At 69.2% G+C, this 24,942-nt stretch carries 17 protein-coding genes; 11 read left to right on the top strand and 6 right to left on the bottom strand.

Annotated features, from left to right (window positions below; translation table 11 throughout):
* The first annotated feature begins 11 nt into the window (after positions 1-11).
* The 4 genes from OG538_RS08320 (at position 12) to OG538_RS08305 (ending at position 4,626) form a co-directional block, all read left to right on the top strand.
* Complete coding sequence (locus tag OG538_RS08320; protein WP_406091651.1) at positions 12-2,555, top strand: ATP-binding protein; 2,544 nt, start codon at positions 12-14, stop codon at positions 2,553-2,555.
* A 115-nt stretch (positions 2,556-2,670) separates the two neighbouring features.
* Entirely contained in the window at positions 2,671-3,363 is a 693-nt protein-coding gene (locus OG538_RS08315; RefSeq protein ID WP_406091649.1) for a response regulator, read from the top strand.
* An 84-nt stretch (positions 3,364-3,447) separates the two neighbouring features.
* Positions 3,448-3,864 carry an OB-fold nucleic acid binding domain-containing protein gene (locus tag OG538_RS08310; protein WP_359085391.1) on the top strand — a complete coding sequence of 139 codons (417 nt, stop codon included), beginning with the start codon at positions 3,448-3,450 and terminating at the stop codon, positions 3,862-3,864.
* Positions 3,865-3,867: 3 nt separating this feature from the next.
* Positions 3,868-4,626: a DUF3159 domain-containing protein gene (locus OG538_RS08305; protein WP_406091647.1), complete on the top strand. Its 759-nt coding sequence runs from the start codon at positions 3,868-3,870 to the stop codon at positions 4,624-4,626.
* Positions 4,627-4,696: 70 nt separating this feature from the next.
* Here the strand turns inward: OG538_RS08305 and OG538_RS08300 are convergent, their stop codons facing one another.
* The gene (locus OG538_RS08300) at positions 4,697-5,374 is read right to left on the bottom strand and encodes a potassium channel family protein (protein ID WP_406091645.1); all 678 of its coding nucleotides are present in this window, start codon (positions 5,372-5,374) and stop codon (positions 4,697-4,699) included.
* The gene (locus OG538_RS08295; RefSeq protein WP_026242838.1) at positions 5,374-6,042 is read right to left on the bottom strand and encodes a TrkA family potassium uptake protein; all 669 of its coding nucleotides are present in this window, start codon (positions 6,040-6,042) and stop codon (positions 5,374-5,376) included. Before OG538_RS08295 ends, OG538_RS08300 begins: the two co-directional genes overlap by 1 nt.
* A gap of 375 nt (positions 6,043-6,417) precedes the next feature.
* Here OG538_RS08295 and OG538_RS08290 point away from each other — a divergent pair, with 375 nt between their 5' ends.
* On the top strand, positions 6,418-8,466 hold the full coding sequence (locus OG538_RS08290; protein ID WP_406091642.1) for an APC family permease: 2,049 nt from the start codon (positions 6,418-6,420) through the stop codon (positions 8,464-8,466).
* Positions 8,467-8,592: 126 nt separating this feature from the next.
* Positions 8,593-10,029: a class I SAM-dependent RNA methyltransferase gene (locus tag OG538_RS08285; protein WP_406091640.1), complete on the top strand. Its 1,437-nt coding sequence runs from the start codon at positions 8,593-8,595 to the stop codon at positions 10,027-10,029.
* A gap of 316 nt (positions 10,030-10,345) precedes the next feature.
* On the opposite strand, the gene OG538_RS08280 is transcribed toward OG538_RS08285, so the two are convergent.
* Positions 10,346-11,866: a PQQ-binding-like beta-propeller repeat protein gene (locus OG538_RS08280; RefSeq protein ID WP_406091638.1), complete on the bottom strand. Its 1,521-nt coding sequence runs from the start codon at positions 11,864-11,866 to the stop codon at positions 10,346-10,348.
* 114 nt (positions 11,867-11,980) lie between these two features.
* Positions 11,981-12,529, bottom strand: coding sequence for a hypothetical protein (locus OG538_RS08275; protein WP_406091636.1), 549 nt, complete (start codon positions 12,527-12,529; stop codon positions 11,981-11,983).
* Between the two features lie 269 nt (positions 12,530-12,798).
* On the opposite strand from OG538_RS08275, the gene OG538_RS08270 reads away from it, so the two are divergent.
* Complete coding sequence (locus tag OG538_RS08270) at positions 12,799-15,846, top strand: AfsR/SARP family transcriptional regulator (RefSeq protein ID WP_406091634.1); 3,048 nt, start codon at positions 12,799-12,801, stop codon at positions 15,844-15,846.
* A 1,724-nt stretch (positions 15,847-17,570) separates the two neighbouring features.
* Here OG538_RS08270 and OG538_RS08265 read toward each other — a convergent pair.
* Entirely contained in the window at positions 17,571-18,506 is a 936-nt protein-coding gene (locus tag OG538_RS08265) for an AraC family transcriptional regulator (RefSeq protein ID WP_406091632.1), read from the bottom strand.
* Between the two features lie 88 nt (positions 18,507-18,594).
* On the opposite strand from OG538_RS08265, the gene OG538_RS08260 reads away from it, so the two are divergent.
* Positions 18,595-19,524, top strand: a complete 930-nt coding sequence (locus tag OG538_RS08260; protein WP_406091630.1) for an NADP-dependent oxidoreductase — start codon at positions 18,595-18,597, stop codon at positions 19,522-19,524.
* Between the two features lie 471 nt (positions 19,525-19,995).
* A complete protein-coding gene (locus OG538_RS08255) occupies positions 19,996-20,721 on the top strand; it encodes a nucleotidyltransferase domain-containing protein (RefSeq protein WP_406091629.1) in 726 nt (241 codons plus the stop codon).
* Positions 20,722-20,787: 66 nt separating this feature from the next.
* Here OG538_RS08255 and OG538_RS08250 read toward each other — a convergent pair whose 3' ends face one another.
* Positions 20,788-21,981, bottom strand: a complete 1,194-nt coding sequence (locus OG538_RS08250; protein ID WP_406091627.1) for a multiprotein-bridging factor 1 family protein — start codon at positions 21,979-21,981, stop codon at positions 20,788-20,790.
* A 121-nt stretch (positions 21,982-22,102) separates the two neighbouring features.
* Here OG538_RS08250 and OG538_RS08245 point away from each other — a divergent pair, with 121 nt between their 5' ends.
* Together OG538_RS08245 and OG538_RS08240 are read left to right on the top strand one after the other, a co-directional pair.
* Positions 22,103-22,705 carry a toll/interleukin-1 receptor domain-containing protein gene (locus OG538_RS08245; RefSeq protein ID WP_406091625.1) on the top strand — a complete coding sequence of 201 codons (603 nt, stop codon included), beginning with the start codon at positions 22,103-22,105 and terminating at the stop codon, positions 22,703-22,705.
* Between the two features lie 10 nt (positions 22,706-22,715).
* On the top strand, positions 22,716-24,938 hold the full coding sequence (locus OG538_RS08240; protein ID WP_406091623.1) for a PQQ-binding-like beta-propeller repeat protein: 2,223 nt from the start codon (positions 22,716-22,718) through the stop codon (positions 24,936-24,938).
* Positions 24,939-24,942: the final 4 nt, after the last annotated feature.

Genomic DNA, 24,942 nt, shown 5'->3' with positions numbered 1-24,942 from the left:
ACAATGGGGCCATGGCGCGCGGCAAACTTCGGATCTACCTCGGTGCGGCACCGGGCGTCGGCAAGACGTACGCGATGCTCTCCGAGGCGCACCGCCGGGCGGAACGGGGCACGGACTGCGTCGTCGGTTTCGTCGAGCACCACGACCGCCCGCGCACCGAGGTCATGCTGCACGGCCTCGAACAGATCCGGCGCCGCGAGATCGAGTACCGCTCCGCGGTGTTCACCGAGATGGACGTCGACGCCGTCCTGGAGCGGGCCCCGGCGGTCGCCCTGGTGGACGAACTCGCGCACACCAACGTGCCGGGCTCCCGCAACGCCAAACGCTGGCAGGACGTCGAAGAGCTCCTCCAGGCCGGCATCGACGTGGTCTCCACGGTCAACATCCAGCACCTGGAATCCCTCGGTGACGTCGTCGAGTCCATAACCGGAGTACGCCAGCGCGAGACGGTGCCGGACGAAGTGGTCCGCCGCGCCGACCAGCTCGAACTGGTCGACATGTCGCCCCAGGCCCTGCGCCGGCGGATGGCCCACGGCAACATCTACAAGCCGGACCGGATCGACGCCTCGCTCTCCAACTACTTCCGCCCCGGCAACCTCACCGCCCTGCGCGAGCTGGCTCTGCTCTGGGTCGCCGACCGGGTCGACGAATACCTCCAGCAGTACCGCGGCGAGCACAACATCCGCACCACGTGGCAGGCCCGCGAACGCATCGTCGTCGGACTCACCGGCGGTCCCGAAGGCCGCACCCTCATCCGCCGCGCCTCCAGGATGGCCGCCAAGGGCTCGGGCAGCGAGATCCTCGCCGTCTACATCGCCCGGAGCGACGGACTCACGTCCGCCTCGCCCAAGGAGCTGACCGTCCAGCGCACGCTCGTCGAGGACCTGGGCGGCACCTTCCACCACGTCATCGGCGACGACATACCCTCCGCGCTCCTCGAGTTCGCCCGGGGCGTCAACGCCACCCAGATCGTGCTCGGCTCCAGCCGCCGCAAGACCTGGCAGTACATCTACGGACCCGGCGTCGGCGCCACCGTCGCCCGCGAGTCCGGCACCGACCTCGACGTCCACATCGTCACCCACGACGAGGTCGCCAAGGGGCGCGGCCTGCCCATAGCCCGTGGCGCCCGGCTGGGCCGGGCCCGCATCATCTGGGGCTGGCTCGTCGGTGTGGGCGGCCCGGTCCTCCTCGCGTTCCTCCTCAAGGGCATGGAGAACGGCCCGGGGCTCGCCAACGACGTCCTGCTCTTCCTCTTCATGACCGTCGCCGCGGCCCTGCTCGGCGGGCTGCGGCCCGCCCTCGCGTCGGCCGCCGCGGGATCGCTGTTGCTGAACTACTGGTTCACGCCGCCCACCCACACCCTGACCGTGCAGGACCCCGAGAACTTCGTCGCCATCGTGATCTTCTTCGCGGTGGCCGTCGCTGTGGCCTCGGTCGTCGACCTCGCGGCCCGGCGCACCCACCAGGCCGCCAGGCTGCGCGCCGAGTCCGAGATCCTCTCCTTCCTGGCCGGCAGTGTGCTGCGCGGCGAGACCACCTTGGACGCGATCCTGGACCGGGTCCGCGAGACCTTCGGCATGGAGTCCGTCGCCCTGCTGGAGCGGCAGAGCGACGTCGAGCCGTGGACGTGCGCCGGAAGCGTCGGCCCGGCGCCGGTCGCCCGGCCCGAGGACGCCGATGTGGACATGCCCGTCGGTGACCACATGGCCCTGGCCCTCTCAGGCCGGGTGCTGCCCGCCGAGGACCGTCGGGTACTCGGTGCCTTCGCCGCCCAGGCCGCCGTCGTCCTGGACCGCCAGCGCCTGGTCGGTGAGGCCGAGAAGGCCCGCCGGCTCGCCGAGGGGAACAGGATCAGGACCGCGCTGCTGGCTGCCGTCAGCCACGACCTGCGCACCCCGCTGGCCGCCATCAAGGCCGCCGTCAGCTCCCTGCGCTCCGACGACGTCGCCTGGTCCGACGACGACGAGGCCGAACTCCTCGAAGGCATCGAGAACGGCGCCGACCGCCTGGACCACCTCGTCGGCAACCTCCTCGACATGTCCCGCCTGCAGACCGGCACCGTCACCCCGCTGATCCGCGAGATCGACCTGGACGAAGTGGTGCCCATGGCCCTGGGCGGCGTCCCGGAGGACAGCGTCGAGCTGGACATCCCCGAGACACTGCCGATGGTCGCCGTCGACCCCGGGCTGCTGGAGCGGGCCGTCGCCAACATCGTCGAGAACGCCGTGAAGTACAGCCCCGACGGCGAGCGCGTCACCGTGGCCGCCAGCGCGCTCGGCGCCCGGGTCGAGCTACGGGTGGCCGACGGCGGCCGCGGCGTCCCCGACGAGGCGAAGGAACGCATCTTCGAGCCCTTCCAGCGCTACGGCGACGCCCCGCGCGGTGCGGGAGTGGGCCTGGGCCTGGCCGTGGCCCGCGGCTTCGTGGAGTCCATGGGCGGCACGCTGGACGCCGAGGACACCCCCGGCGGAGGCCTCACCATGGTCCTGACCCTCAAGGCGGCCTCGGGATACGTTCCGGTGAGCCCCGACCTGCCCGCACGGGTCACCTCGTGATCCGCGAAGAGCCCTGCACCTCCACGTGCAGCAGACGCGGGGACCTCCGTACGACGGCGTGCAGCAGACGCGGGGAGCTCCGCACATCCACGTACAGCAGAAAGGCAGGACCGCGATGACCCGGGTGCTTGTGGTCGACGACGAGCCGCAGATCGTACGCGCCCTCGTGATCAACCTGAAGGCGCGCAAGTACGAGGTGGACGCGGCGCCCGACGGGGCCACCGCGCTCCAGCTGGCCGCCGCGCGCCACCCCGACGTCGTCGTCCTGGACCTCGGGCTTCCCGACATGGACGGCGTCGAGGTCATCAGGGGGCTGCGCGGCTGGACCCGGGTGCCGATCCTGGTGCTCTCGGCCCGGCACACCTCCGACGAGAAGGTCGAGGCACTGGACGCGGGCGCCGACGACTACGTGACCAAGCCGTTCGGCATGGACGAACTGCTGGCCCGGCTGCGCGCCTCGGTGCGCCGCGCCGAGCCCGTCGGCCAGGACGGCGGGGACGATGTCGTGCTCGTGGAGACCGAGGGCTTCACCGTCGATCTCGCGGCCAAGAAGGTCCACCGCGAGGGCCGCGACGTGCGGCTCACCCCCACCGAGTGGCACCTGCTGGAGGTCCTGGTCCGCAACAGCGGCCGGCTGGTCAGCCAGAAGCAGCTGCTCCAGGAGGTCTGGGGGCCCTCGTACGGCACCGAGACGAACTATCTGCGGGTCTACATGGCCCAGCTGCGGCGCAAGCTGGAGGCCGACCCCTCGCACCCCCGGCACTTCGTCACCGAACCCGGCATGGGCTACCGCTTCGAGCGCGCCTGAGGTGAGTGGCGGCTCCCCGCGTAACCCCTTCGAGTGAGACGGCGGCCACCCTCCAGGACCTCCGGAGACCGGTACCCTTCGGGTATGAGTGCTGTGCCTCGATTCGAGAAGACCCAGAAGGCCGAGCGGCCGTCCGGGCGCTTCCGGCGAATGCTCGACCGGCTTTCCAGCTCCCAGGAGGACCTGGAGTGCGAGGAGCTGGAGGAGGACTCGCAGGCATCGGGGTGCACCCGGATCTCCGAGTGCACCGACCGCCAGATCGTGAAGGTCACTGGTACCTTGCGGACGGTCACCCTGCGACCGCGCGCCGGAGTGCCCGCCCTCGAAGCGGAGCTCTTCGACGGCACCGCGCCGCTCGACGTGGTCTGGCTCGGCCGCCGCTCCATCGTGGGCATAGAACCGGGCCGCAAGCTCATCGCCTCCGGCCGCATCGCCATGAGCCACGGGCGCCGGGTGCTGTTCAACCCCAAATACGAACTCCGACCGCTCGGCAAGGAGTAGCCGGTGACGTCTCTCGACAAGCCGACGTCCGATACGGACCGCACCACCGACCAGCAGGAGGCCGACGCGAAGGCGGTCACCGAGGCCGCTCTCTTCGAGGCCTTCGGCGGCATCCGGGGCATGGTGGAGACGGTCCTGCCCGGACTGCTCTTCGTCACGATCTTCACCATCGACAAGAACCTCACGAACTCGGCCATCGCGGCCGTCGCGGTGTCGCTGGTACTCGTGGCCGTCCGGCTGATCCGCAAGGACACCGTCAAGCACGCCTTCAGTGGTGTCTTCGGCGTGGCCTTCGGCGTCGTCTTCGCGAAGATGACCGGCAACGCCAAGGACTTCTATCTCCCGGGCATGATCTACACGCTCGGACTGGCCCTCGCCTACCTGGTCAGCACGATCGCCGGTCTCCCGCTGATCGGCCTGATCCTGGGCCCGGTGTTCAAGGAGAACCTCTCCTGGCGCACCCGGAACCCCGGCCGGAAGAAGGCCTACGCCAAGGCCAGCTACGCCTGGGGGCTGATCCTCCTCGCCAAGTGCGCGATCCTGTTCCCGCTGTACTGGTGGGCCGACACCACCCAGTTCGGCTGGGTCCTGATCGCCCTGAAGATCCCGCCGTTCCTGCTGGCGGTCTACCTCACCTGGGTCTTCCTCGCCAAGGCGCCGCCGCCCATCGACGTCTTCGCCGAGATGGAGGCCGAGGAGCAGGCCGAGAAGGCCCGTAAAGCGGCTGCCGCCGAAGCAGCGGCCCGCAGCCAGGAGTTCTGAGTCACGGACCGAGCGAGAGGGGCCTGTCACCGCCGGTGACAGGCCCCTCTCGCGTGCGGCGCGAAGCTGCTCAGCTCTCCGGGTCGCCCTTGCGCACCGACAGCAGGTCCTCCAACTGCTCCTCGCGTGCCTGGGCCGCCACGAACAGCAGCTCGTCCCCGGCTTCCAGGGTCTCCTCCGTACTCGGAGTCAGCACCCGCTGCCCGCGGATGATGGTGACGAGCGAGGTGTCCTCCGGCCAGGCGACCTCTCCGACCTGGGTGCCCGCCAGCGCCGACTCCGGCGGCAGCGTCAACTCGACCAGGTTCGCGTCGCCGTGGCTGAAGCGCAGCAGCCGGACCAGATCGCCGACACTCACCGCCTCCTCGACCAGGGCCGACATCAGACGCGGCGTGGACACTGCCACGTCGACGCCCCAGGACTCGTTGAACAGCCACTCGTTCTTCGGGTTGTTCACCCGGGCGACGACGCGTGGCACGCCGTACTCCGTCTTGGCGAGCAGCGAGACGACCAGGTTCACCTTGTCGTCGCCGGTCGCCGCGATCACGACGTTGCACCTCTGCAGTGCCGCCTCGTCCAGCGAGGTGATCTCGCAGGCGTCCGCCAGCAGCCACTCGGCCATCGGCACCCGCTCCACCGAGATGGCGGTCGGCGCCTTGTCGACGAGCAGCACCTCGTGCCCGTTCTCCAGCAGCTCGCCCGCGATGGAACGGCCCACCGCACCGGCCCCGGCAATCGCGACACGCATCAGTGACCGCCCTCCTCGGGGCCCTCGGCGAAGGCCGCCTCGACCTTCGCGATCTCGTCCGTACGCATCATCACGTGGACGAGGTCGCCCTCCTGCAGCACCGTCTGCGACGACGGCAGTATGGCTTCGCCCAACCGGGTGAGGAAGGCCACGCGCACGCCCGTCTCCTCCTGCAGGGTGCTGATCTTGTGGCCGATCCAGGACGGCGTGGTGTGCACCTCGGCGAGCTGCACGCCCCCGCTCGGATCCCGCCACAGCGGCTCGGCGCCCGAGGGCAGCAACCGGCGCAGCATCTGGTCCGCGGTCCAGCGCACGGTGGCGACCGTGGGGATGCCGAGGCGCTGGTACACCTCGGCACGCCGGGGGTCGTAGATCCGCGCCGCGACGTTCTCGATGCCGAACATCTCCCGCGCCACGCGGGCCGCGATGATGTTCGAGTTGTCGCCGCTGCTCACCGCGGCGAACGCGCCGGCCTCCTCGATCCCCGCCTCACGAAGGGTGTCCTGGTCGAACCCGACCCCCGTGACGCGACGGCCGCCGAAGCCGGAACCGAGGCGCCGGAACGCCGTGGGGTCCTGGTCGATGACGGCGACCGTGTGCCCCTGCTGCTCCAGGGTCTGCGCGAGAGCGGCCCCCACTCGCCCGCAGCCCATGATGACGATGTGCACCTTGCGCCTACCTCGCAGTCCTGGTCGTCCGGCTGACCTGCGAAAACACCCTGCTCACACTCATTCCTCGGCTGGCCGGGCAAACAATGGGGCAACGGTTCGTCCCGTTGCCCAGGATGAGCTTAAGCGGCGCCGGGTGCGTTGCCTCATTCGAGTGTGCTCATCCCGGGGGCGCTGTGGCAAAGGCGACGTCCCCCGACGTGTTCAGGAGGCCTTTCGAAAGGCGTTCGGAGAGCGTTCGAAGCCATTTCCGAGGCCACAGGTGCAAGGATTCCGTTAAGGATTTCGTGGCTTTTCCCGCCAGGTGCAGGAGATTGCGGGGCCACGGGGGTGGTGCGTGGGCGGCTCCCATACGGAACCCTTACGATCCTCAGCGTGTCCAAACTGACCGACGTGCCCAAACGGATCCTGATCGGCCGGGCCCTGCGCAGCGACAAACTGGGGGAGACGCTCCTCCCCAAGCGCATCGCCCTCCCCGTCTTCGCATCCGACCCGCTGTCCTCGGTGGCGTACGCACCCGGAGAAGTCCTCCTGGTGCTGTCCATCGCGGGCGTGTCGGCGTACCACTTCAGCCCGTGGATCGCGGTCGCCGTCGTGGTCCTGATGTTCACCGTCGTCGCCTCGTACCGGCAGAACGTGCACGCGTATCCGAGTGGCGGCGGCGACTACGAGGTCGCCACGACCAACCTCGGCCCGAAGGCCGGACTGACCGTGGCCAGCGCCCTGCTGGTCGACTACGTGCTGACCGTCGCGGTGTCCATCGCCTCCGGGGTGGAGAACCTCGGCTCCGCGATCCCGTTCGTCGTCGAGCACAAGACGGCGTGTGCGGTCGCCGCCATCGTGCTGCTGACCCTGATGAACCTGCGCGGCGTCAAGGAGTCGGGCAAGCTCTTCGCCATCCCCACGTACCTCTTCGTGGCCGGCGTCTTCATCATGATCCTCTGGGGTGCGTTCCGCGGACTCGTCCTCGGCGACACCATGCACGCCCCGACCGCCGACTACACGATCAAGCCCGAGCACCAGGGCCTCGCGGGCTTCGCCCTCGTCTTCCTGCTGCTGCGTGCCTTCTCGTCCGGCTGCGCGGCCCTCACCGGTGTCGAGGCGATCAGCAACGGTGTCCCGGCCTTCCGCAAGCCCAAGAGCAAGAACGCCGCCACCACGCTCGCGGCGATGGGCCTGCTGGCCGTCACCATGTTCTGCGGCATCATCGGGCTGGCCATGGCCACCGATGTGAAGATGGCCGAGAATCCGGCGAAGGACCTGATCAGCAACGGATCCCCGGTCGGTTCGAGCTTCGTCCAGGACCCGGTGATCTCCCAGGTCGCGGCCGCTGTCTTCGGAGACGGCACGTTCTTCTTCGTCATCCTGGCCGCGGCCACCGCGCTCGTTCTGTTCCTGGCCGCGAACACCGCGTACAACGGTTTCCCGCTGCTCGGCTCGATCCTCGCCCAGGACCGCTACCTGCCCCGCCAGCTGCACACCCGCGGTGACCGGCTGGCGTTCTCCAACGGCATCGTGCTGCTGGCCGGTGCCGCGATCCTGCTGGTCGTCATCTACGGGGCCGACTCGACGCGGCTGATCCAGCTCTACATCGTCGGCGTGTTCGTCTCCTTCACCCTCAGCCAGACGGGCATGGTCCGGCACTGGAACCGGCATCTGCGGGCCGAGAAGGACCCGCTCAAGCGCCGCCACATGATCCGCTCCCGCGCGATCAACACCTTCGGCGCCTTCTTCACCGGCCTGGTGCTCGTCGTCGTCCTCGCCACGAAGTTCACCCACGGCGCCTGGGTCGCTCTGCTCGGCATGGTGATCTTCTACGGCACGATGACCGCGATCCGTAAGCACTACGACCGGGTCGCCGCGGAGATCGCCGCCGACGAGACACCGTCCGACGAGAGCGTCCGCCCCTCCCGGGTCCACGCGATCGTCCTGGTCTCCAAGCTCCACCGCCCCACCCTGCGGGCACTCGCGTACGCGAAGCTGATCCGCACGGACCACCTGGAGGCGCTTTCCATCAGCGTCGACCCGGACGAGACGAAGGCGCTCAGGGAGGACTGGGAGCGGCGCGGCATCAACGTCCCGCTGAAGATCCTCGACTCGCCCTACCGCGAGGTGACCCGCCCGGTCATCGAATACGTCAAGGGCCTGCGCCGGGAGAGCCCGCGCGATGTCGTGAGCGTCTACATCCCGGAGTACGTCGTCGGCCACTGGTACGAGCACCTGCTCCACAACCAGAGCGCCCTCAGGCTCAAGGGCCGGCTGCTCTTCACCCCAGGTGTGATGGTCACCTCCGTTCCGTACCAGCTGGAGTCCTCCGAGGCGGCCAAGAAGCGTGCCCGCAAGCGCGCTGACTGGAGCGCCCCGGGTTCGGTGCGACGCGGCCCTGTGGAGCGCAGGCAGAAGGAGCCGACGCACAAGGGCTGACCCCCGCATCCTCTGCTCCTGGTAAGCGGCCGGACGACACCCACGTAGACTCGTAGGTTGTTGTCCGGCCACTTCTCCTTTTGCGCCGTTCCCCTAATTCCCTTCTCTCTCTGGAGCCACCCCCTCATGCAGAACGAATCCACTTCGCCGCAGACCGGGGAATCGCAGGCCGAGGAGACGCAGGCCGAGGAGACGCAGGCCGAGGAGGCGCAGGCCGCCGACGACACGCAGGCTGAAGACGCGCAGGCCGGGGAATCTCTCGTGGGGCAGGAGTACGAGGTAGAGGTGGGCCCGGTCGCCCACGGCGGCCACTGCATCGCCCGCACCTCCGAGGGCCAGGTGCTTTTCGTACGCCACACGCTGCCCGGCGAGAAGGTCGTCGCCAAGGTCACCGACGGCGCCACCGACTCCCGTTTCCTGCGCGCCGACGCGGTGCGGATCATCGAGGAGTCCAAGGACCGCGTGAAGGCCCCGTGCCCGTTCGCCGGCCCCGGCAAGTGCGGTGGATGCGACTGGCAGCACGCCAAGCCGGGCGCCCAGCGCAGGCTCAAGGGCGAGGTCATCGCCGAACAGCTCCAGCGCCTCGCGGGCCTTACCCCCGAGGAGGCGGGCTGGGACGGCACCGTCATGCCGGCCGAGGGCGACAAGCTCCCGCCGGGCGAGGTGCCCGCCTGGCGCACACGCGTCCAGTACGCCATCGACGCGGACGGCCGCGTCGGTCTGCGCAAGCACCGTTCGCACGACATCGAGATCATCGACCAGTGCATGATCGCCGCGCCCGGTGTCACCGAGCTCGGCATCGAGAAGCAGGACTGGCCCCAGATGGCCACGGTGGAGGCCATCGCCGCCACCGGCTCCCACGACCGCCAGGTCATCCTCACCCCGCGCGAGGGGGGCCGCCTCCCCCTGGTCGAGCTCGACAAGCCCGTCTCGGTCCTCCGCGTCGACGAGCGCGACGGCGGAGTGCACCGCGTGCACGGCCGAGGCTTCGTCCGCGAGCGCGCCGACGACCGCACCTACCGCGTCGGCTCCGGCGGCTTCTGGCAGGTCCACCCGCAGGCCGCGGACACGCTCGTGCGCGCTGTCATGCAGGGCCTGCTGCCCCGGAAGAACGACACGGCGCTCGACCTCTACTGCGGCGTCGGACTGTTCGCCGGTGCCATCGGTCAGCGCATCGGCGAGAAGGGCGCGGTGCTCGGCATCGAGTCCGGCAAGCGTGCGGTCGAGGACGCCCGCCACAACCTCAAGGACCTGGAGCGGGTCCGCATCGAGCACGGCAAGGTCGACCAGGTCCTGCCGCGCACGGGCATCACGGAGTGCGACCTGATCGTCCTGGATCCGCCGCGCGCGGGCGCCGGCAAGCAGGTCGTCAAGCGCCTGTCGGGCCTCGGGGCACGCAAGATCGCGTACGTGGCCTGCGACCCGGCGGCGCTGGCGCGGGACCTGGCGTACTTCGCCGAGGGCGGCTACAAGGTGCGGACGCTGCGGGCGTTCGATCTGTTCCCGATGACGTCGCATGTTGAGTGCGTGGCGATTCTTGAGCCTGCCGAGAAGGGTGCCTGACCTGCGGTTTCGTGGTTTGGGTGGGTCGCTCGACCTGTTTTCCTCCGTGCGGCGGGTCGAGCGGGCGGCTTGTCCCTCGTAGTCTCTTGACCTGCGAATTCATCAGGGAGGCGCTTGCGTCGGCGACGCCTTCAGGGTCTCGTCGGAGACTCTTGACGCTCATATGACGCTTGAACAGGAATTCTTGACCGCCCGGAACTCTCTGTGGCTCGGGTCCTGCGGACCGGACCATCGGCAAGGTGGTCCATCATCTGCCCGCCTCCAGAACGCGGCGCGGTGCCGGTGCCAGACACCAGCGCCCGTACGGCCGGCTCGCTCACGGGACCTCGGGGGCGAAGGACAGCATCCGGGCCGCGGGCCGCGCTTCGTCGCCGTTCACGAACGACGGCGTGATGACGATCCGGCCGTTCGCGTAGGCCAGGTTCCCGGCGAGCATCCCGTACTCCGAGGCCCGGGCCGATTCGGGATGCTGGAGCACCTGTTTGTCCGTGTCCACGCCACCTGGGCCGAACCGGATGATCCCGCCCGGCCGGCGCAGCGAGGCCGCCTCGTATACGAGCGCGTACGTGCCGCCATCCGCGCACAGGGGGTGAAGGGTGCTGTCATCGGACTTCACGCCCCAGAGGAACTTCCCGGTGGTGAGGTCGTACGCGCCGACCTGGTCGGTGCCCCCCAGATGGACGGTGTCCTTGCTGACAGCGGTGCCGTCGCAGTTCTGGATGCCCTCGCCCGCGTCTCCCATGTCGGCGCAGTACTTGAAGCCCTTCTGCCTCGCGTCGATGGTGGTGCGGATCTTTCCGCCGGGTCCCAGGGCGACGATCCGCCAGTTGTCGGTGCGTTCCTCGGTGTGGAGCGTCGTGAAGACGACAGGGGCGACGGAGAGCACCTTGCCGACCTTCCAGCCCGGCTGGGTCCGGAAGCGCCAGAGAACCCTGCCGGTGCGCGGGTCGATTTCGCGGAGTTGGCTGTAGGTCTTGCTGCGGTCGAAACTGATCGCGCAGTCGGAGCTCACCAGGAGCCGGGAGCCGCCCGCCACGTCGTCCGGGTAGCACTTCCCAGGGTTTTCCATCGGGATGTCGTAGAGCTTGGCGCCGTCGCCGACCCCGTACGCGGCGGCACTCATGTCCTGCACGACCGCGAGGGTGCCCCCGCTGATGGCGGTGTGCACGATGATCGTGTCGTCCCCGGAGCCGGTCTCGGTGAGCTCCTTGTGCCACCCGGCCTTCCCGGTCCGCAGGTCGATCATCTGGAGCTGGTTGCACCGGTTCCCGTTCCGGGCCTGGCTGTTCTTGTACACCAGGACGACCTTGCCGTCAGGGGTCGGGTTGACCGGTGTCTCGCAGACGGGCGCGGGCAACGGCACGCTCCACAGCTCGGCACCGTCCGAGAGCCGGTGGGCGGTAACCTTCCTGTACACGGCCTGGACGACGGTGTCGCCGACGATCCACAGATCGTTGAGATGAATGTTCCGGCCGGGCAGATCGGTCCGGTCGTCGACGATCCACGCTGTGGCATCCCCCGGCTCGCGCGCGGCGTTGATCTCCTTCGACGTCGGGATCCGCTTCGGTTCGGGTGTACGGACCGCGGGGGTACGGGGAGCGGTCGGCGTCCCGGAGGGACGGGCTGCCTTCTCCGCCTCGGGCGCGGTGGAGCCGCCCCACCGGCCGCCGGAGCCGGCGTACACCGCTCCACCTGCCACCAGGAGCATAAGGACGACGGCCGCGGCGATCGCCGGCATCGTGCCGAAGCGCCTGCGGTGGCCCGGCGGCACCGGAGGGCCGTAGCCATCAGTGGCGTACGGGTTGCCCGGCACCGGTCGCTGCTCCGGGGGTGGCATGTCCCAGGGCTGTGGCGAGCGAGGCATCAGTCTTTGCCCCGCCGCACTCGGAACGTCACGACTTTCTCTCCTGTCGCAATGGCATGTTGATGATTAGCGGGCATGGGGCGGCTCCTAGCCTGCTGCGCGTTCACCGGACGGATCGGCGACGACGATCTCGATGTGCGGCGGGGCGTACTTACGCGCCTTGCGGACCATCTTCGCCAGATCGAACTTGGTACGCGGAACGGCGACATGGATCGGTGCGGGCATGGCCGGGTTCTGCGACGGGCCGACGGCACCCGCCGGCAAGGTCGCGCCGGGACGCAGGCGTGCGCCGATCAGCGCGTGCTGGTCGTTCGGCGGAGTGGCCACGACGAACTGGGTGACGTCCGTCCACGGCAGCAGGACGTGGCCGAACCGGGCGCCAGCTGCGTCGAACTGGAACGCGGTGCGTCGCTTTTCGAACCAGGTGATGATGAAGGGGACCGCCGCGACGATGACCACACCACCCTTCATGTCGAGCGCCCAGCCGAGCAGGGCGGCCAGTGCTACGACGCCCAGGATCAAGCCCCACAGGCCCGCCTGGTCCTGGGCGGAGAACGGGTGGGCGACCCGGTAGCGTTCCCAACGCCCACCGCGGCGGGTGGGCTGTGTGCCGGGGGTGCGATTGATATGCGACATGGTGTTCTTTCTCTCTTGATGTCGTGTCGGCCGGGCGTCTGCCGTCCGCAACCTCGCTCACGAGGGGGTCTGTTGGCTGACCCTTCCGCCGATGCCCGACCGTTCGGTGACGCATGGGGCAGCTCACCCCCCGTCCGGGCGCCGGCACCGAAGCAACCTGGCAAACTCTTTCGCGACGCGCTGAAATGCCGGTGAAATCCTGCTGATGCAGGGACTTGAGATCTGCCCCGGCACGGGGCGCACGGGGACGTGGGGACTTCGAAGTGGGCGTGGACGCAGTGGATTCGGGCGCGAGCCCGGTCGATCCGAGGGGGCACCTGCGGATCGACCTGCTCGGGCCGGTCAGGGCCCGACGCGGCGATTCGCCGCTCGCACTCGGACCGGTACGACGGCAGGCGGTTCTCGCCGCCCTGATTCTGCGGGCACCGGCCTTCGTGACATACCGGCAACTCCTCGACGACGTATGGGGAACCGAGCCCCCGGGGACGGGCCACCGGGTCCTGTCGAGCTATGTCTATGCGCTTCGCAAGACGCTGAACGGGGCGAGCACCGGGCCGGTCCACTCGGTGATTCACGGTGGGCGCGGCGGCTACCGCTTCGTGCCCGGCGGAGCCCGGACCGACCTCGAAGACCTCGTCGAACTGGTCGCCCGTGCCCAAGGCGCCAAAGCTGACGGTGACTTCGACGCGGCGCTCGACCACGGCGGCCGGGCCCTGGACCTGCTCCGCAGCGAGCCGCTGCCGGGTCTGCCCGGGCCGCTCGCCGACACGGAGCGGCAGCGGCTGGCACGGCAGCGACGCACGTTGCACCAGGACCGGGCGGAGTGTCTGGTGTTGCTCGGGCGCTACCCGGAGGCCCTGGACGCGCTCATGGCAGCGCCCCTGGCCCGTCCGCACGACGAGCCGCTCGCCGCCCTGCGGATGCGCGCGCTGTACGGCACCGGCCGGCAGGCCGAGGCGCTGGCCGTCTACCAGGAGATGCGGCGCCGGCTCCTCGACGAGCTGGGTATGGAGCCCGGAGAGGAACTGCGCGGCGTGCACCAGGCAGTCCTGCGCCGGGACAACCAGTTGCTGCCCACCCGTTCGGTGGGGTCGCCCGCGTCCGGCACCCCGACTCCCCATGACACGCAGCCCGAGGAATCTCCGCCCGAGCAACGCCTCCCCGACGGATCCGATCACCCGAGCGGCCCCCGCCCCCGTCGAAACGACCTTCCCGGTGACACCGCCTGTCTGGTTGGCCGCGAACGGGAACTTGCCCTGCTCACCGCACCGGTGTCCGCAGAGGGTGTGTCCGTGGTGACGGTCGATGGCACGGCGGGTGTCGGCAAGACCGCCCTAGTGGTACGCGCCGCCTGGGCGCTCGACGACGCCTACCCCGACGGCTGCCTGTTCGTGGACCTGCACACGCACGGCGCCGCCCACGAGAGCGTCGGCCCGCAGCGGGCCCTGCGGCGGCTGCTGCGCGCGGTCCGCGCCAGCGGTGACGAGATCCCGGACGACCTGGATGACGTGGTGGACCTGGTCACGGCCTGGCGTGCGGCCACGAGTGCACTACGGCTGCTGCTGGTCGTCGACGATGCCCGCAGTGCCGAGCAGGTGCGTCCGCTCCTTCCCGCCGGGCCGGGGAGCCGGGTTCTGGTGGCAGGCCGGCAACACCTGCCCGGCCTTGACGCCGATCTGCGGCTCACCGTCGAGCCACTCGGCACGGGCGAGGCCGTCGGCCTGCTCCGAGAGCTCATCGGGGAGTTCCGCGCGGACCAAGAGCCCCAGGCAGCACTCGAGCTTGCCCGGCGTTGCGGCGGCCTACCCCTGGCGCTGCGCATCGCGAGCGCTCGGCTGCAGAACCGCCCGTCCTGGACTCTGGCCTTCCTGGCCGGCCGGATGTCCGACGATGCACGCAGCCTCGGCGAGCTGCGTGCCGAGGACCGCAGCGTGGAAGCCGCCTTCAGGATGTCGTACGACCAGCTCACGCCCGAACAGCGGCGCGGATTCCGCGCACTGGGGCTGGCTCCGACCGCACGCTTCGACGTGCTCACCCTCGCCGCCATGCTGAGCAACTCCCGTGAGGACGCCGGGAACATCTTGGAAGACCTGGTCGACGCGAGCTTGCTGCAGCAGCCGCATCCCGGCCACTACAGGCTGCACGATCTCGTACGGGCACACGCGCGGCGACTCGCCACCGAAGCGCCCGAGGAGGCGGCCGCAGACCGCGCCGCTGTCCTGCACCTCTATACGGCCGCAGGCCGCATCGCCAGCGACTGGGGCCCCGAAGGCTTCTCAACCGGCTCCGACGACGGCACGGGCGGTTCCCCGTTCCCGACTTGGCGGGAAGCCTCGGCATGGCTGAAGGCGGCGGGCGCAGAACTGGTCGACGTGGTGGCCTACGCGGCCGCCGCCGGGCAGTTCGACCACGCCTGCCGGATCGCCGAAGCCCTGGTCGACCACCTGGTCCACGAGGGCCGGTTCCACGAGTGCCGTGCAGCCCTGGAGCTTGCGCTGCCGTGCGCGGACATGGCCGCCGACCGGCGGATGTACTCCTCGCTGCGCAACTGCATGGGAATGGTCGACATCTACCAGGGGCGGTTCCGGCAGGCGCACACATGGTTCACCGAAGCGCGGCGCCACGGCTGCGGCCACGACGATCTGCGGAACCATGCTCGGACCGTCGCCGGGATGGGGGCCGCGGAGTGGATGCTGGGCGGCATCGAGGACGCGGTTGCTCACCTGAGTGAGGCGGTGGAGCTGGCGGCCCGGCTCGGCGACGACTGGCTGACCGGGATCGCGCTCTGCAATCTCGGCGCGATCCGATCCCAGCAAGGGCGGCACGAGCAGGCGCTCGAGCACTACACCGTCGCCGTCGCCATCGCTCAAAGGAACGGCCGACCCAGAACGATCAGCAACGCCCTGTGCTTCGCCGCCGATGCCAACCTGGCTCTAGGCCGGCACACGGAGGCCACCGACCTGCTGCGGCGGGCGGTCGAACTGGCCCGCGAGGCCGGAGACCTGCCACTGCACGCGGCGAGCCTGTCCCGTCTCGCCACTGCGGAACATGTCCAGGGCAGTCTGCACTCTGCCGTCGACATCCATCACGAAGCCCTGTCCACCCTTACAGAGAGCGCGAGCACATGGCTGGAGATGGAGGTCCGCATCCGTCTCGGTAACACGTACGCGGCGGCAGGCCGTCGCGCAGAGGCGCGGCATGAATTCCGGACCGCCCTCTCTCTGCCCGGAGCCGGTGACCACCCCCGGCAGAACGGCATGGCACGCGACGGGCTGAGAGGCGACGACGTGCGCTGCCCGCCTGAAGAGAACATGTGATCCGGGTGGTGACGGGTAGCCAGCGGCGGGAGCCGATGGGCAGGACGCCCTCGTCCTGCGGACCGGGCGCAAGCACGTCAAGGCCTACCAGCGTGGTGTGGACGGCGCCGAGCTCTACCAGCTGGTGGTGACGGTTCGACCTGCTGGCCTGGATGCCGATGCTCGCCCTGACCGGCAGGGCCAGGCTCCGGGAGCCCGCCGACTACGGCTCCGCCTGTCCACCAAGGCCGGACAGCTCGTGACCACGGGCCGTCGGGGGACCCTCGGTCCACACGGCGTCCTCGCGGGAGCAGGGCGAAGGTCGCGTTGATGTCGCCGTCTGCGGAGAAGCCCTCCACCAGCCGGTGGGCGATCTCCTTGTTCCGCTCGATGCTCATGAGGATCACACGAGCGTTGAAAGATCACGGGGTCATGGCTCGACTGCACACCGGTGCCGGCGGAAGTCCCTGGCACAGCTGGGATGGACGGTCGACACCCGGTGCGGTACCGCGGTGGATGGGTCTCCGGAACGTACCTCGGCCGTGACGTTCGTTTGACGCTCCGAGCATTCAAGGGCCCTTCGATGGAGCCGTCAAATGTCAACTGACCTGCGGTTACGTTGAGGAGGACGCTGCTTATGACACCTTTCCGATGACGCATCACGTGGAGGGCGTGGCGATTCTGGAGCCTGACAAGGGTGCCTGATCTGCGGTTTTGAGGTCCGGGTGGGTTGCTCTGCCTGTTCTGCTGCATGCGGCGTCCCGGCCTCAGGCTCGTCGGGAGCGCCGCAGCAAGCAGGAGCCCGCCATTGAGGCCTTCGCGACGCCCGGAATCGGGCCGAGCTGAAAGTCGATGACGTGCTGGCCGAGCTGATGGACAGCGATGCGGGGATTCTGGACTACTTGAAGTGACGGAAGGGCGGCACCTCCAGATCGACGGGAATCTGACCATCGCCCGCACGGCCAACGGATCGGATGAGGCAACAGTGGCCATGAAACCGTCGTTCGACGGAGACTGGTATGCGACGGTGACGGACGACCCGCTGTGCATTACTCCCCGCTTCACGGGCGACTCCCTGGATGTGGCCACGTACGTGGACGTGAAGGGGCGTGCGCGGTTTCACTCGGACACCTTCGGCAGCCAGGACTGGCTGTGGGACGCCCCGGATGTCCTCCGGTTCGACCCGGACAGCCGGGAACTGGCCGGGACCGAATTCCGGCTGCCCTATGTGTCCGCGAACGCCGAGACTGTGCCTCACGTCCCCGTCATGCCCGAGGTTCGCCCGGGCGGACTCCGTGCGGACGAGGTCCGGGATTTTCGCCACGAGATGTGTACGGTGCTGTGCCGGGCGCCGGGCGCCGGGCGACTCATGACCCGTACGGCGACGGGCGATGAAACTCCTCCGCGACGGCGACTGGAGTGCGACGGTGACGGACAACGCCCTGTGCGTCTCCCCGTGCCTCGACTCCCGGGGCCGGTGCATGCGCGTCGCGGAGTACGCGGACGTTGAAGGAATGGCAGCGATCCCTCGGGGACACCTTCGGCAGCCAGGAGCGGCTGTGGGACGACCCCGACGAGCTCTGGTTCGACCGGTACGGCCGGGAACCGGTCGGTGCGGCGTTCCGCCTACCCGACGAGGCCGCCGACACTGAGGACTGTGCCCGCGTTCCCGCCGCACCCGCCCTCCGTCCGGGCGGACTTCGCGCCGAAGAGGTGACGAACTCCTTGCTTTCCTTGCGGCCGCATCACCTCCGGCGTCTGTACGCGCCGGGGGCCAGCCCGTGCGCGCGCTTGAACGCGTTGGCGAAGGCGAACTCGGAGGTGTATCCGACCCGGGCGGCAATGGATCTCAAGGGCGCTTCCGTCTCCCGCAGTAGCCGGGCTGCCGTCGTCAGTCGCCACCAGGTCAGGTAGCTGAGTGGTGGTTGACCGACCATCGAGGCGAATCGCCTGGCGAGCGTTGCCCGGGACAGGCCGGCTTCCACGGCGAGTGTCGCCACGGTCCAAGGTTCCGCAGGGTCCCGGTGGATTGCGTGGAGGGCGGCGGCGACCGCCGGGTCGTTGAGTGCTGCGGCCCAGCCTCTGGTGTTGTCGCGGGCGGGCTGTTCGGCAAGCCAGATGCGCAGGATGTACATCATGAGCGTGTCCAGGAGCGCTGGCACGGTTGCGCTGGTACCCAGGCGCGGATTTCCTACCTCGGCGGCCAGGAGTCGCACCGCCGCGTGCAATTCGGCATGGCGGTCCTGATCGGCCGGAAGGTGGATCAGGTTGGGCAGGGTCAGCAGCAGCGGGTGGGTTTGGGACGGGTCGAGCCGGTAGGCACCGCAGAGCACCACGGTAGCGGGACCTCTCCGACCGAGCCGGTCAACACTGTCCGAGGTGTAGGGCCCCGGCAACTCGGCGTCCTCGGGGCTGCAGACCGCACCTGTAGCCGCGGTTGCCGGGCTGTCGGCCAGAGTGTGCCCGCTGCCGTGCGGCAGGAACAGGACATCACCCGCGGCCAGTTGGAGCGGCTCCGAGTGCGGCGACAGGAGCCAGCAGCGGCCCTCAAGGATCACCTGGAAGCCGGCCGAACCCGGTACCGACGCGAACTGCTGCCTCCATGGTGCATGCCATCGCACGTACGCCGACCGGGGCCGACCCGTGCGCGCCACCGTGATCACGTCGCTGAGTACATCCACGGGACCAGCGTACGTATGAGACGCACGCGTATATACGAGACACCCTGACACATGGATCGTCTCCGTCGGCGACCGTAAGTTCAGGGATATGAAGATGAAGACCGCGCGTATCCACGCCTTCGGCGATGCCTCCATCATCCGCTTCGACGAAGTTCCTCAACCGCGACCCGTCGCCGGTGAAGTGCTTGTCCGCGTCGCGGCGACTTCGTTCAACCCCACCGAGGCCGCGCTGCGCGCCGGCATGCTGCAGACGTTCCTGCCCGTGGATCTCCCCTACACGCTGGGCTGGGACGTCGCCGGCACGGTGGCCGAGATCGGCCCGGGGACCGAGGGGTTCACCATGGGGGACAGGGTCGTGGGACGGCTGGACGAAGCCGGCGGGGCCGCCGGCTTCGCTCGTGCGCCGGCCGCACTGCTGGTACCGGCACCGGCCCGTGTTCCTCTCGTGCACGCTGCGGCCCTGCCGGTTGCGGGCCTGACGGCCTGGCAGGCGGTCTTCGAGCACGGGAGAGTGATCGCCGGCCAGCGTGTGTTGGTCAACGGCGCGGGAGGAGGGGTAGGCAGCTTCGTGACGCAACTCGCCAAGCATGCCGGCGCTGAGGTGATTGCCACGGCCAGTGCCCGCAGCGACCGGGCAGTCCGCCTGCACGGGGCGGACCACGTGATCGACTACACCGCCGGACCGGTCGCCACCGCTCTCGATGCCCCCGTGGACACTCTGCTCAATCTCGTTCCGCTGAGTCCGCGTGATGCCACTGCTCTGGCATCCGCCGTACGGCCGGGCGGGCGAATCGTCTCGATCGCCACGCCTGTCGAACCCCATGCAGACGCCGGAGTGGAAGCGATACACATGGTGGCCCGCAACGACGCGACGCACCTGGCGGCGCTCGTGGAACTCGTCGACGCAGGGAAGGTCGCACTCGACATCAGCGCGTCACATCCGCTGGCCGACCTTGCGGAAGTCCACCGCCGCAGTGAGGCCGGCCTGATCCGCGGCAAGGTGGTTGTCGTCCTCTGAAACCGCACACCGTTGCCGGTCCCCGGTCCCAACTCGACGAGCGCGTTCCTGGGTACGCGGCTGAGTGCATTCTCGTGCGGGCACTCCGACATCTACTGAGGGCGAAGAGCCGTACCGGCCAGGACCACGTCCACGCTCCGCCCTCCGAAAAGAGGCCGGCAAAGGCTGCGGCGGGTTCCTGAGCCATGCGGAACCGACCTGCTCTGCACGCGTCACATGCTGCGTTCCCCAAGGGCTGTCCCGGAATGGGCTCGTGCAGGCCGTTCTGCCGATCGGCCTTGTCGTTTTCCGTCCGAGGGAGCCGTGTGCAGGTCCGGCGGCCTTCGGTGTCGTTATTTCCTGGTGGATCGGGCTTTGCGGCGTGGTACGTTGCAAAACTTTGTTCCGACCGGAAGGAATGCCATGCCCCTACCCTCCCTCCACAGCGGGTTCCTCAGCGACGTGCTTCCCCGCATCCAGCAGGATCCGCGTGTGACCGGTGTTGCCGTCGCGGGGTCAATCGTGGGGGGCCAGGTCGACATCTACTCGGATGTCGACCTGATCGTGGTCATCGACGACGATGCGTTCGACGCGGTCATGAAGGAACGCTTCATGCTGATCGGCTCATGGGCCTCGCTTGTGGCCGGGTTCACCGGGGAACACGTCGGCGAACCACGCCTGATCATCACACTTGTCGGGCCGCCCCTCCTCCATGTCGACTTCAAGTTCGTGCGGGCCGCCGACTTCGCCGAGCGCGTTGAGGAATCCGACATCCTGTGGGACCGAGACGGCGGCCTGGCCGACGTGCTTGCGGAGCATCCGCCGACATCCCCGTCGCCCGACCTCCAGTGGATCGAGGACCGATTCTGGATCTGGGTGCATTACGGTGCGACGAAACTCGGACGCGGTGAACTGCTCGAGGTCATCGGCTTTCTCAGCTACCTGCGCGAGACGGTGCTGGGCCCCTTGGCCGCGGTACGGGTGGGTGCGGCACCCCGCGGCGTGCGCCACCTCGAATCCATCGCTCCGGATGAGGCAGGTGACCTTCAGGCAACGCTGTGCGGTCACAACCGGCACGACGCCGGTCAGGCACTCCTCGCAAGTATCGAGCTCTACCGGCGGTGGCTCGGCGAAACAGGAGCGGCGATCGAACGTCGCCGCCACGCCGAAAAGCTGGCTGTGCAGTACCTCCACGACGTCATCGATGTGGCGAGCTGACCCTAACCGAAAGAGATTCATAGCATCACATTCGTCTCGTTGCCTTGACGGGTGCCGTCGCGGCTGTCAGCCGATCGTGAGGGCGGCCGATGCGTCGACGACCGCGAGTTGACCCGGGCTGGCTCTCCGGATCCGGGCCTGTTCCACGAAACGGCCCAACTCCGCGCGGGCGGTGGCCGAGTCGATGCGTTTGATCACGGGCAGCGTGGCCTCGACGATCTGACAGGCGTCGTCGAGGCGGCCGACACCGGCCAGGGCTGTCGCCTGCCGGACCGCGAAACGGGCCTGGGAGTTGCTGTCCGCCGGGACGGCCGGCCTGCGTCGGCGCTCCGCTGCGAAAAGGTCGGCGGCCAGCTCGAAGCGGCGGAGGCTGAGCATGCAGGACGCCTCGATGAGCCGGGGGTTGCCGTTCTCGATGCGCGGACCCCAGCGAGGGGTCCGGTCGCCGATGACCTCGGCGGCGTGGCTTTTGAAGCGCTCCAGTGCCTCCCGGCAGGCCCCCGCATCGCCACGTCGCGCATGCCCCTGGGCCGCGCGTCGCGTGGCGTGCGCGCGGATCACCGGGTTGGCCGCAGGGTGCCCGGCCGCCTGGTCGGCGAATCCGATCGCCGCCCCGGTGTCGCCGCGGTGCTGGGCGATGAACGCCTTGCGGACCAGGGCGTACGCGGCCACCGTTTCGTCCCCGCCCTGTGCGCCCCAGCGGACGGCGAGACTGGTCCAGCGCAACGCCTCGGCGGGATTTCCGGCCTCTTGTGCCATCCACCCCGTGTATTCGGCGAACCTTGAGGCCAGCAGCCAGATCTCGGCACGCTGCTCGCCAACGGCGTGCGGACCGGCGTCCGTCAGGATCCGCGTGATCGATCTCATCGAAGCGGTGACGAACCTCGGTCCGGTGGATCTGCCGATGTCCTTCAGCTCCCACAGGACCCGTTCGTATCCGGCGACCACGGGGCCAGCCTCAACGACATCCTCGGACCGGGCATCGCGGCGGCCGGCGCCGGCCAATTCGACGAGTTCCCCGCCTGCGCCGAAAGCTGTGTCGCATGCCGCCGCCACAGCGGGCGTCGGATTGCGCAATCCGCTCTCCAGGTTGCAGATCTGCCCCTCGGACACGTTCGTACGCCGAGCGAGCTCGCGCACGCTCCACCCTCGACGTGCCCGGAGTGTGGCCAGCACGACGCCGAAGTCGCCCGGTGGCAGACGCGTGCCGGCCGATCTCCCTGCCGAGCCCGCTCCTGCCGCGCTGTCCGACGGATCCATACCCGTCAGCGTAAGGCGTGCGGCCGCTATTCAATCCCCGGCGAATAGCCACCGCGTGGGTACTCCACCCCTAGGGTGAGCACGATCCCTGACATCAAGGCTTGCCAGAGAGGGGGCAATTGTGCCGCGCATCTTCCTCAGCTTTCGCAAACCGGACTCCCGATGGATGCGAGACCGTGTCTACCGCGCACTGTCCGAACGCTTGGGCACCGACGCCATTTTCAAGTCGGGCCAGTCGATACCGCCCGGGGCGGATTTCGCCGAGATTCTGCGGCGCCAGGCAGCCGAATGCGAGGTCATGTGCGTACTGATCGGTCCAGGATGGCTCGACCTGCGGGGCGAAGACGGCGTGCGGCTTCTGGACCGGGATCACGACTGGGTCCGCGTGGAGATCGCGACAGCTCTGCGGGCAGGAAACCGCGTCGTCCCGGTCCTTCTGGGGGACGCGACATCGCTGCCCGACGCCTCGGCTCTGCCGCACGAGATCGCCGAGCTGGCGCGCCTGCAGTTCCTTCGCGTTCCGGAGACCCATCTGCCGGATGGGCTGGTGCACTTGGGCGACGAGCTGACTGCTCTCCTGTCCGATACCGACCCCGCTGACGGACCCGGGCTCAGTACGGCGCGGGCCTCCGATCCGGAGCCGTCCATGACCATGACGGCCCATGTGTCCGGCGGCGGCAGCGCCTACCAGGCGGCCCGTGATCAGACGATCAGGCTGGCGTGAGGAGCGGACTATGGATCATCCCGGAGCAGACGGCACCCATCGGATCGGGCCATATGCACTGCTCGGAAGAGAGCGCACGGTCGGCGGGATCGAAGTCTTCGCGGCCCGCACGGACGAGGGGAGCCTCATCACGGTCACGGTCGTGGGGCCTGAACTCGCCGCGGAACCGGGGTTCCGGGACCGGTTCCGAGTCGCCGTCGAGGCGGCGCGGACGCTGTCCGATGCCTTCCTCATACCGGTGGTGGATGCCGACGCCGAAGCGCCGGTTCCCTGGCTGGCGACCCGGTTCACCGCTGGGCTGCCGCTCCGGCAGGCGGTGGACCGGCACGGCCCACTGTCCGAACCGGCACTGCGGGTGCTCGCAGACGGCCTCGCCCGGGCGCTGACCGCGCTCCACGCGGCCGGGACGGTCCACGGCGAGGTGAGCCCGGACTCGGTGCTGCTCACCATGGACGGGCCCCGCATCACCGCCCTGGGAATGAGAGGAGCCACCGGCAGCCCGGCCCCCTCGCCGACGGACGACATGCTCGACCTCGGGTCGACCGTGCAGTTCGCGTCTTCCGGAGGTGAACCCGACACGGATGCACTCCCCGTGTCACTGCGCGACGTGATCGGCGGCTGTCTCTACCCGGAACCGTCGGACCGTCCCACCGCGCAGCAACTCATCGCCTACCTGAGTCATCAGAACCTGCCTTCACTGAAAGGTAGTTGGCTGCCGCCGGCCGTGACCGCCGACATGGCCGCCGCAACCGCGGCGGTGGGGTCGGAGTCCGCCGGAGGCGGCGGCCGGGGCACGCTTCCCTCGCCGCCGGAGACCGCTGCCGACGCGGGCGTCAGCCGCAGGAAGCTGATCATCGCTCTGGCCGGGGGTGCGGCCGTGCTCAGCGGGACCGCGGCGGCATTCGCCTTCTCCGGCGACTCGTCACCGGCGCCCGAGGGCCGGGCCAGGCCCGGGTCCACCGCGCGGCCGGCCTCTCCGTCAAGCGGGCGATCCACGGCGCCCGCCTCCGCGTCGCCGTCCTCGACGGACGGACCGGAGCCGGTCGTTCTGGCCGGACCCGACGCCGTCAAAGCCTGGTCCGGAGCCGGAAAGAACCCTCCCACCTGCCTGGAGGCGTCCGACAAGGTGGTCATGGTGGTCACGGACACGGCCACGTCCTTCTTGGACGCCGCAACCGGAAAATCCATGTTCCCCCCACTGAACACGACCAACGAGTTCCGCGCGAGCAGCTACACGTACCCGACGGCCTACGCGGACGGTGTGTTCTACCTGCTCTGCGACACACCGAGTCAGCCAGGCGTGCTGGCGGCATTCGACGCCGTCGGCGGGAAGGCGAAGTGGGCGACCAACCTTGCCGCTTCCGATCCTGGCGGCGCCACGCTGATATCGATGTACCGGAGCACCTATGTGGCGGTCGCGGGGAACACGGTCTATGTATGCGGGACGGTACGCAAGACTGACGGGGAGTTCTCGGCCAAGGATCCGACCACCGGCTACATCCGTGCGTTCAACGCCGCGACCGGCAGGCGGCTGTGGCAGGTCGAGGGCACGGACATCAACAACGTGCTTGTGCCGGCATCCGGTTCTCACCTGCTGGCCACCTCGGCCGTTCCGGGCAAGAAGCCCGGCCGCGTCCAGATGATCGACGCCGGCAGGAAAGGTGCCCGTGGCTGGAAAGTGTCCATCCCGCATGCCTCGTACTACTTCTCCACCGGCTGGCCGCTGACGTGCTACGCCGCCGGGCTGTTCCTGTTCGCCGGAGGCAACGGCAACACACTGTTCGCCGTCGACGCGGCCACGGGCCGCGAGAAGTGGCATCAGCGCTTCGACGCCAAGAACGGGGACCAGGTCCAGATCGGCACACCGTTCTCCAGCCAGGACGGCGCGACCGTCTACGTACCGGTCGGCAGCGATCTGGCCGCCCTGGCCGCGGCCGACGGCACGATCCAGTGGGTCGCGGTACTCGACGGGGAGAGTGACATGGGTACTTCCAACCTGTTCAACGCCTCCCTCAAGCTGGGCGGCAAGAACGCGCAGTGTTCGGCCGACACCGTCTTCGCCACCGACAGCGCCAAAACACTGTGGGCCATCGACGCGGCCACCGGCAGGGCCCGGTGGAGATACACGGACCCCGGGCAGCCGGACGTTGGATTCATGTGGACGGTGGGCGGCGACCACGTGTTCATTGCCTCCCACCTGACCATGACCGCCATCGCGGCCCACGGGCGGTAAGGGA

Origin of the sequence: Streptomyces sp. NBC_01013 (assembly GCF_045162765.1) — a bacterium.
Lineage (GTDB): Bacteria > Actinomycetota > Actinomycetes > Streptomycetales > Streptomycetaceae > Streptomyces.
This window is presented reverse-complemented; position numbering and strand designations above follow the sequence as displayed.

Excerpts from the sequence above, each read along its gene's own strand:
- OG538_RS08320 (WP_406091651.1), top strand. The coding sequence starts at position 12 with ATGGCGCGCGGCAAACTTCGGATCTACCTCGGTGCGGCACCGGGCGTC.
- OG538_RS08315 (WP_406091649.1), top strand. The coding sequence starts at position 2,671 with ATGACCCGGGTGCTTGTGGTCGACGACGAGCCGCAGATCGTACGCGCC.
- OG538_RS08310 (WP_359085391.1), top strand. The coding sequence starts at position 3,448 with ATGAGTGCTGTGCCTCGATTCGAGAAGACCCAGAAGGCCGAGCGGCCG.
- OG538_RS08300 (WP_406091645.1), bottom strand. The coding sequence starts at position 5,374 with ATGCGTGTCGCGATTGCCGGGGCCGGTGCGGTGGGCCGTTCCATCGCG.
- OG538_RS08285 (WP_406091640.1), top strand. The coding sequence starts at position 8,593 with ATGCAGAACGAATCCACTTCGCCGCAGACCGGGGAATCGCAGGCCGAG.
- OG538_RS08280 (WP_406091638.1), bottom strand. The coding sequence starts at position 11,866 with ATGCCACCCCCGGAGCAGCGACCGGTGCCGGGCAACCCGTACGCCACT.
- OG538_RS08275 (WP_406091636.1), bottom strand. The coding sequence starts at position 12,529 with ATGTCGCATATCAATCGCACCCCCGGCACACAGCCCACCCGCCGCGGT.
- OG538_RS08260 (WP_406091630.1), top strand. The coding sequence starts at position 18,595 with ATGAAGATGAAGACCGCGCGTATCCACGCCTTCGGCGATGCCTCCATC.
- OG538_RS08250 (WP_406091627.1), bottom strand. The coding sequence starts at position 21,981 with ATGGATCCGTCGGACAGCGCGGCAGGAGCGGGCTCGGCAGGGAGATCG.
- OG538_RS08240 (WP_406091623.1), top strand. The coding sequence starts at position 22,716 with ATGGATCATCCCGGAGCAGACGGCACCCATCGGATCGGGCCATATGCA.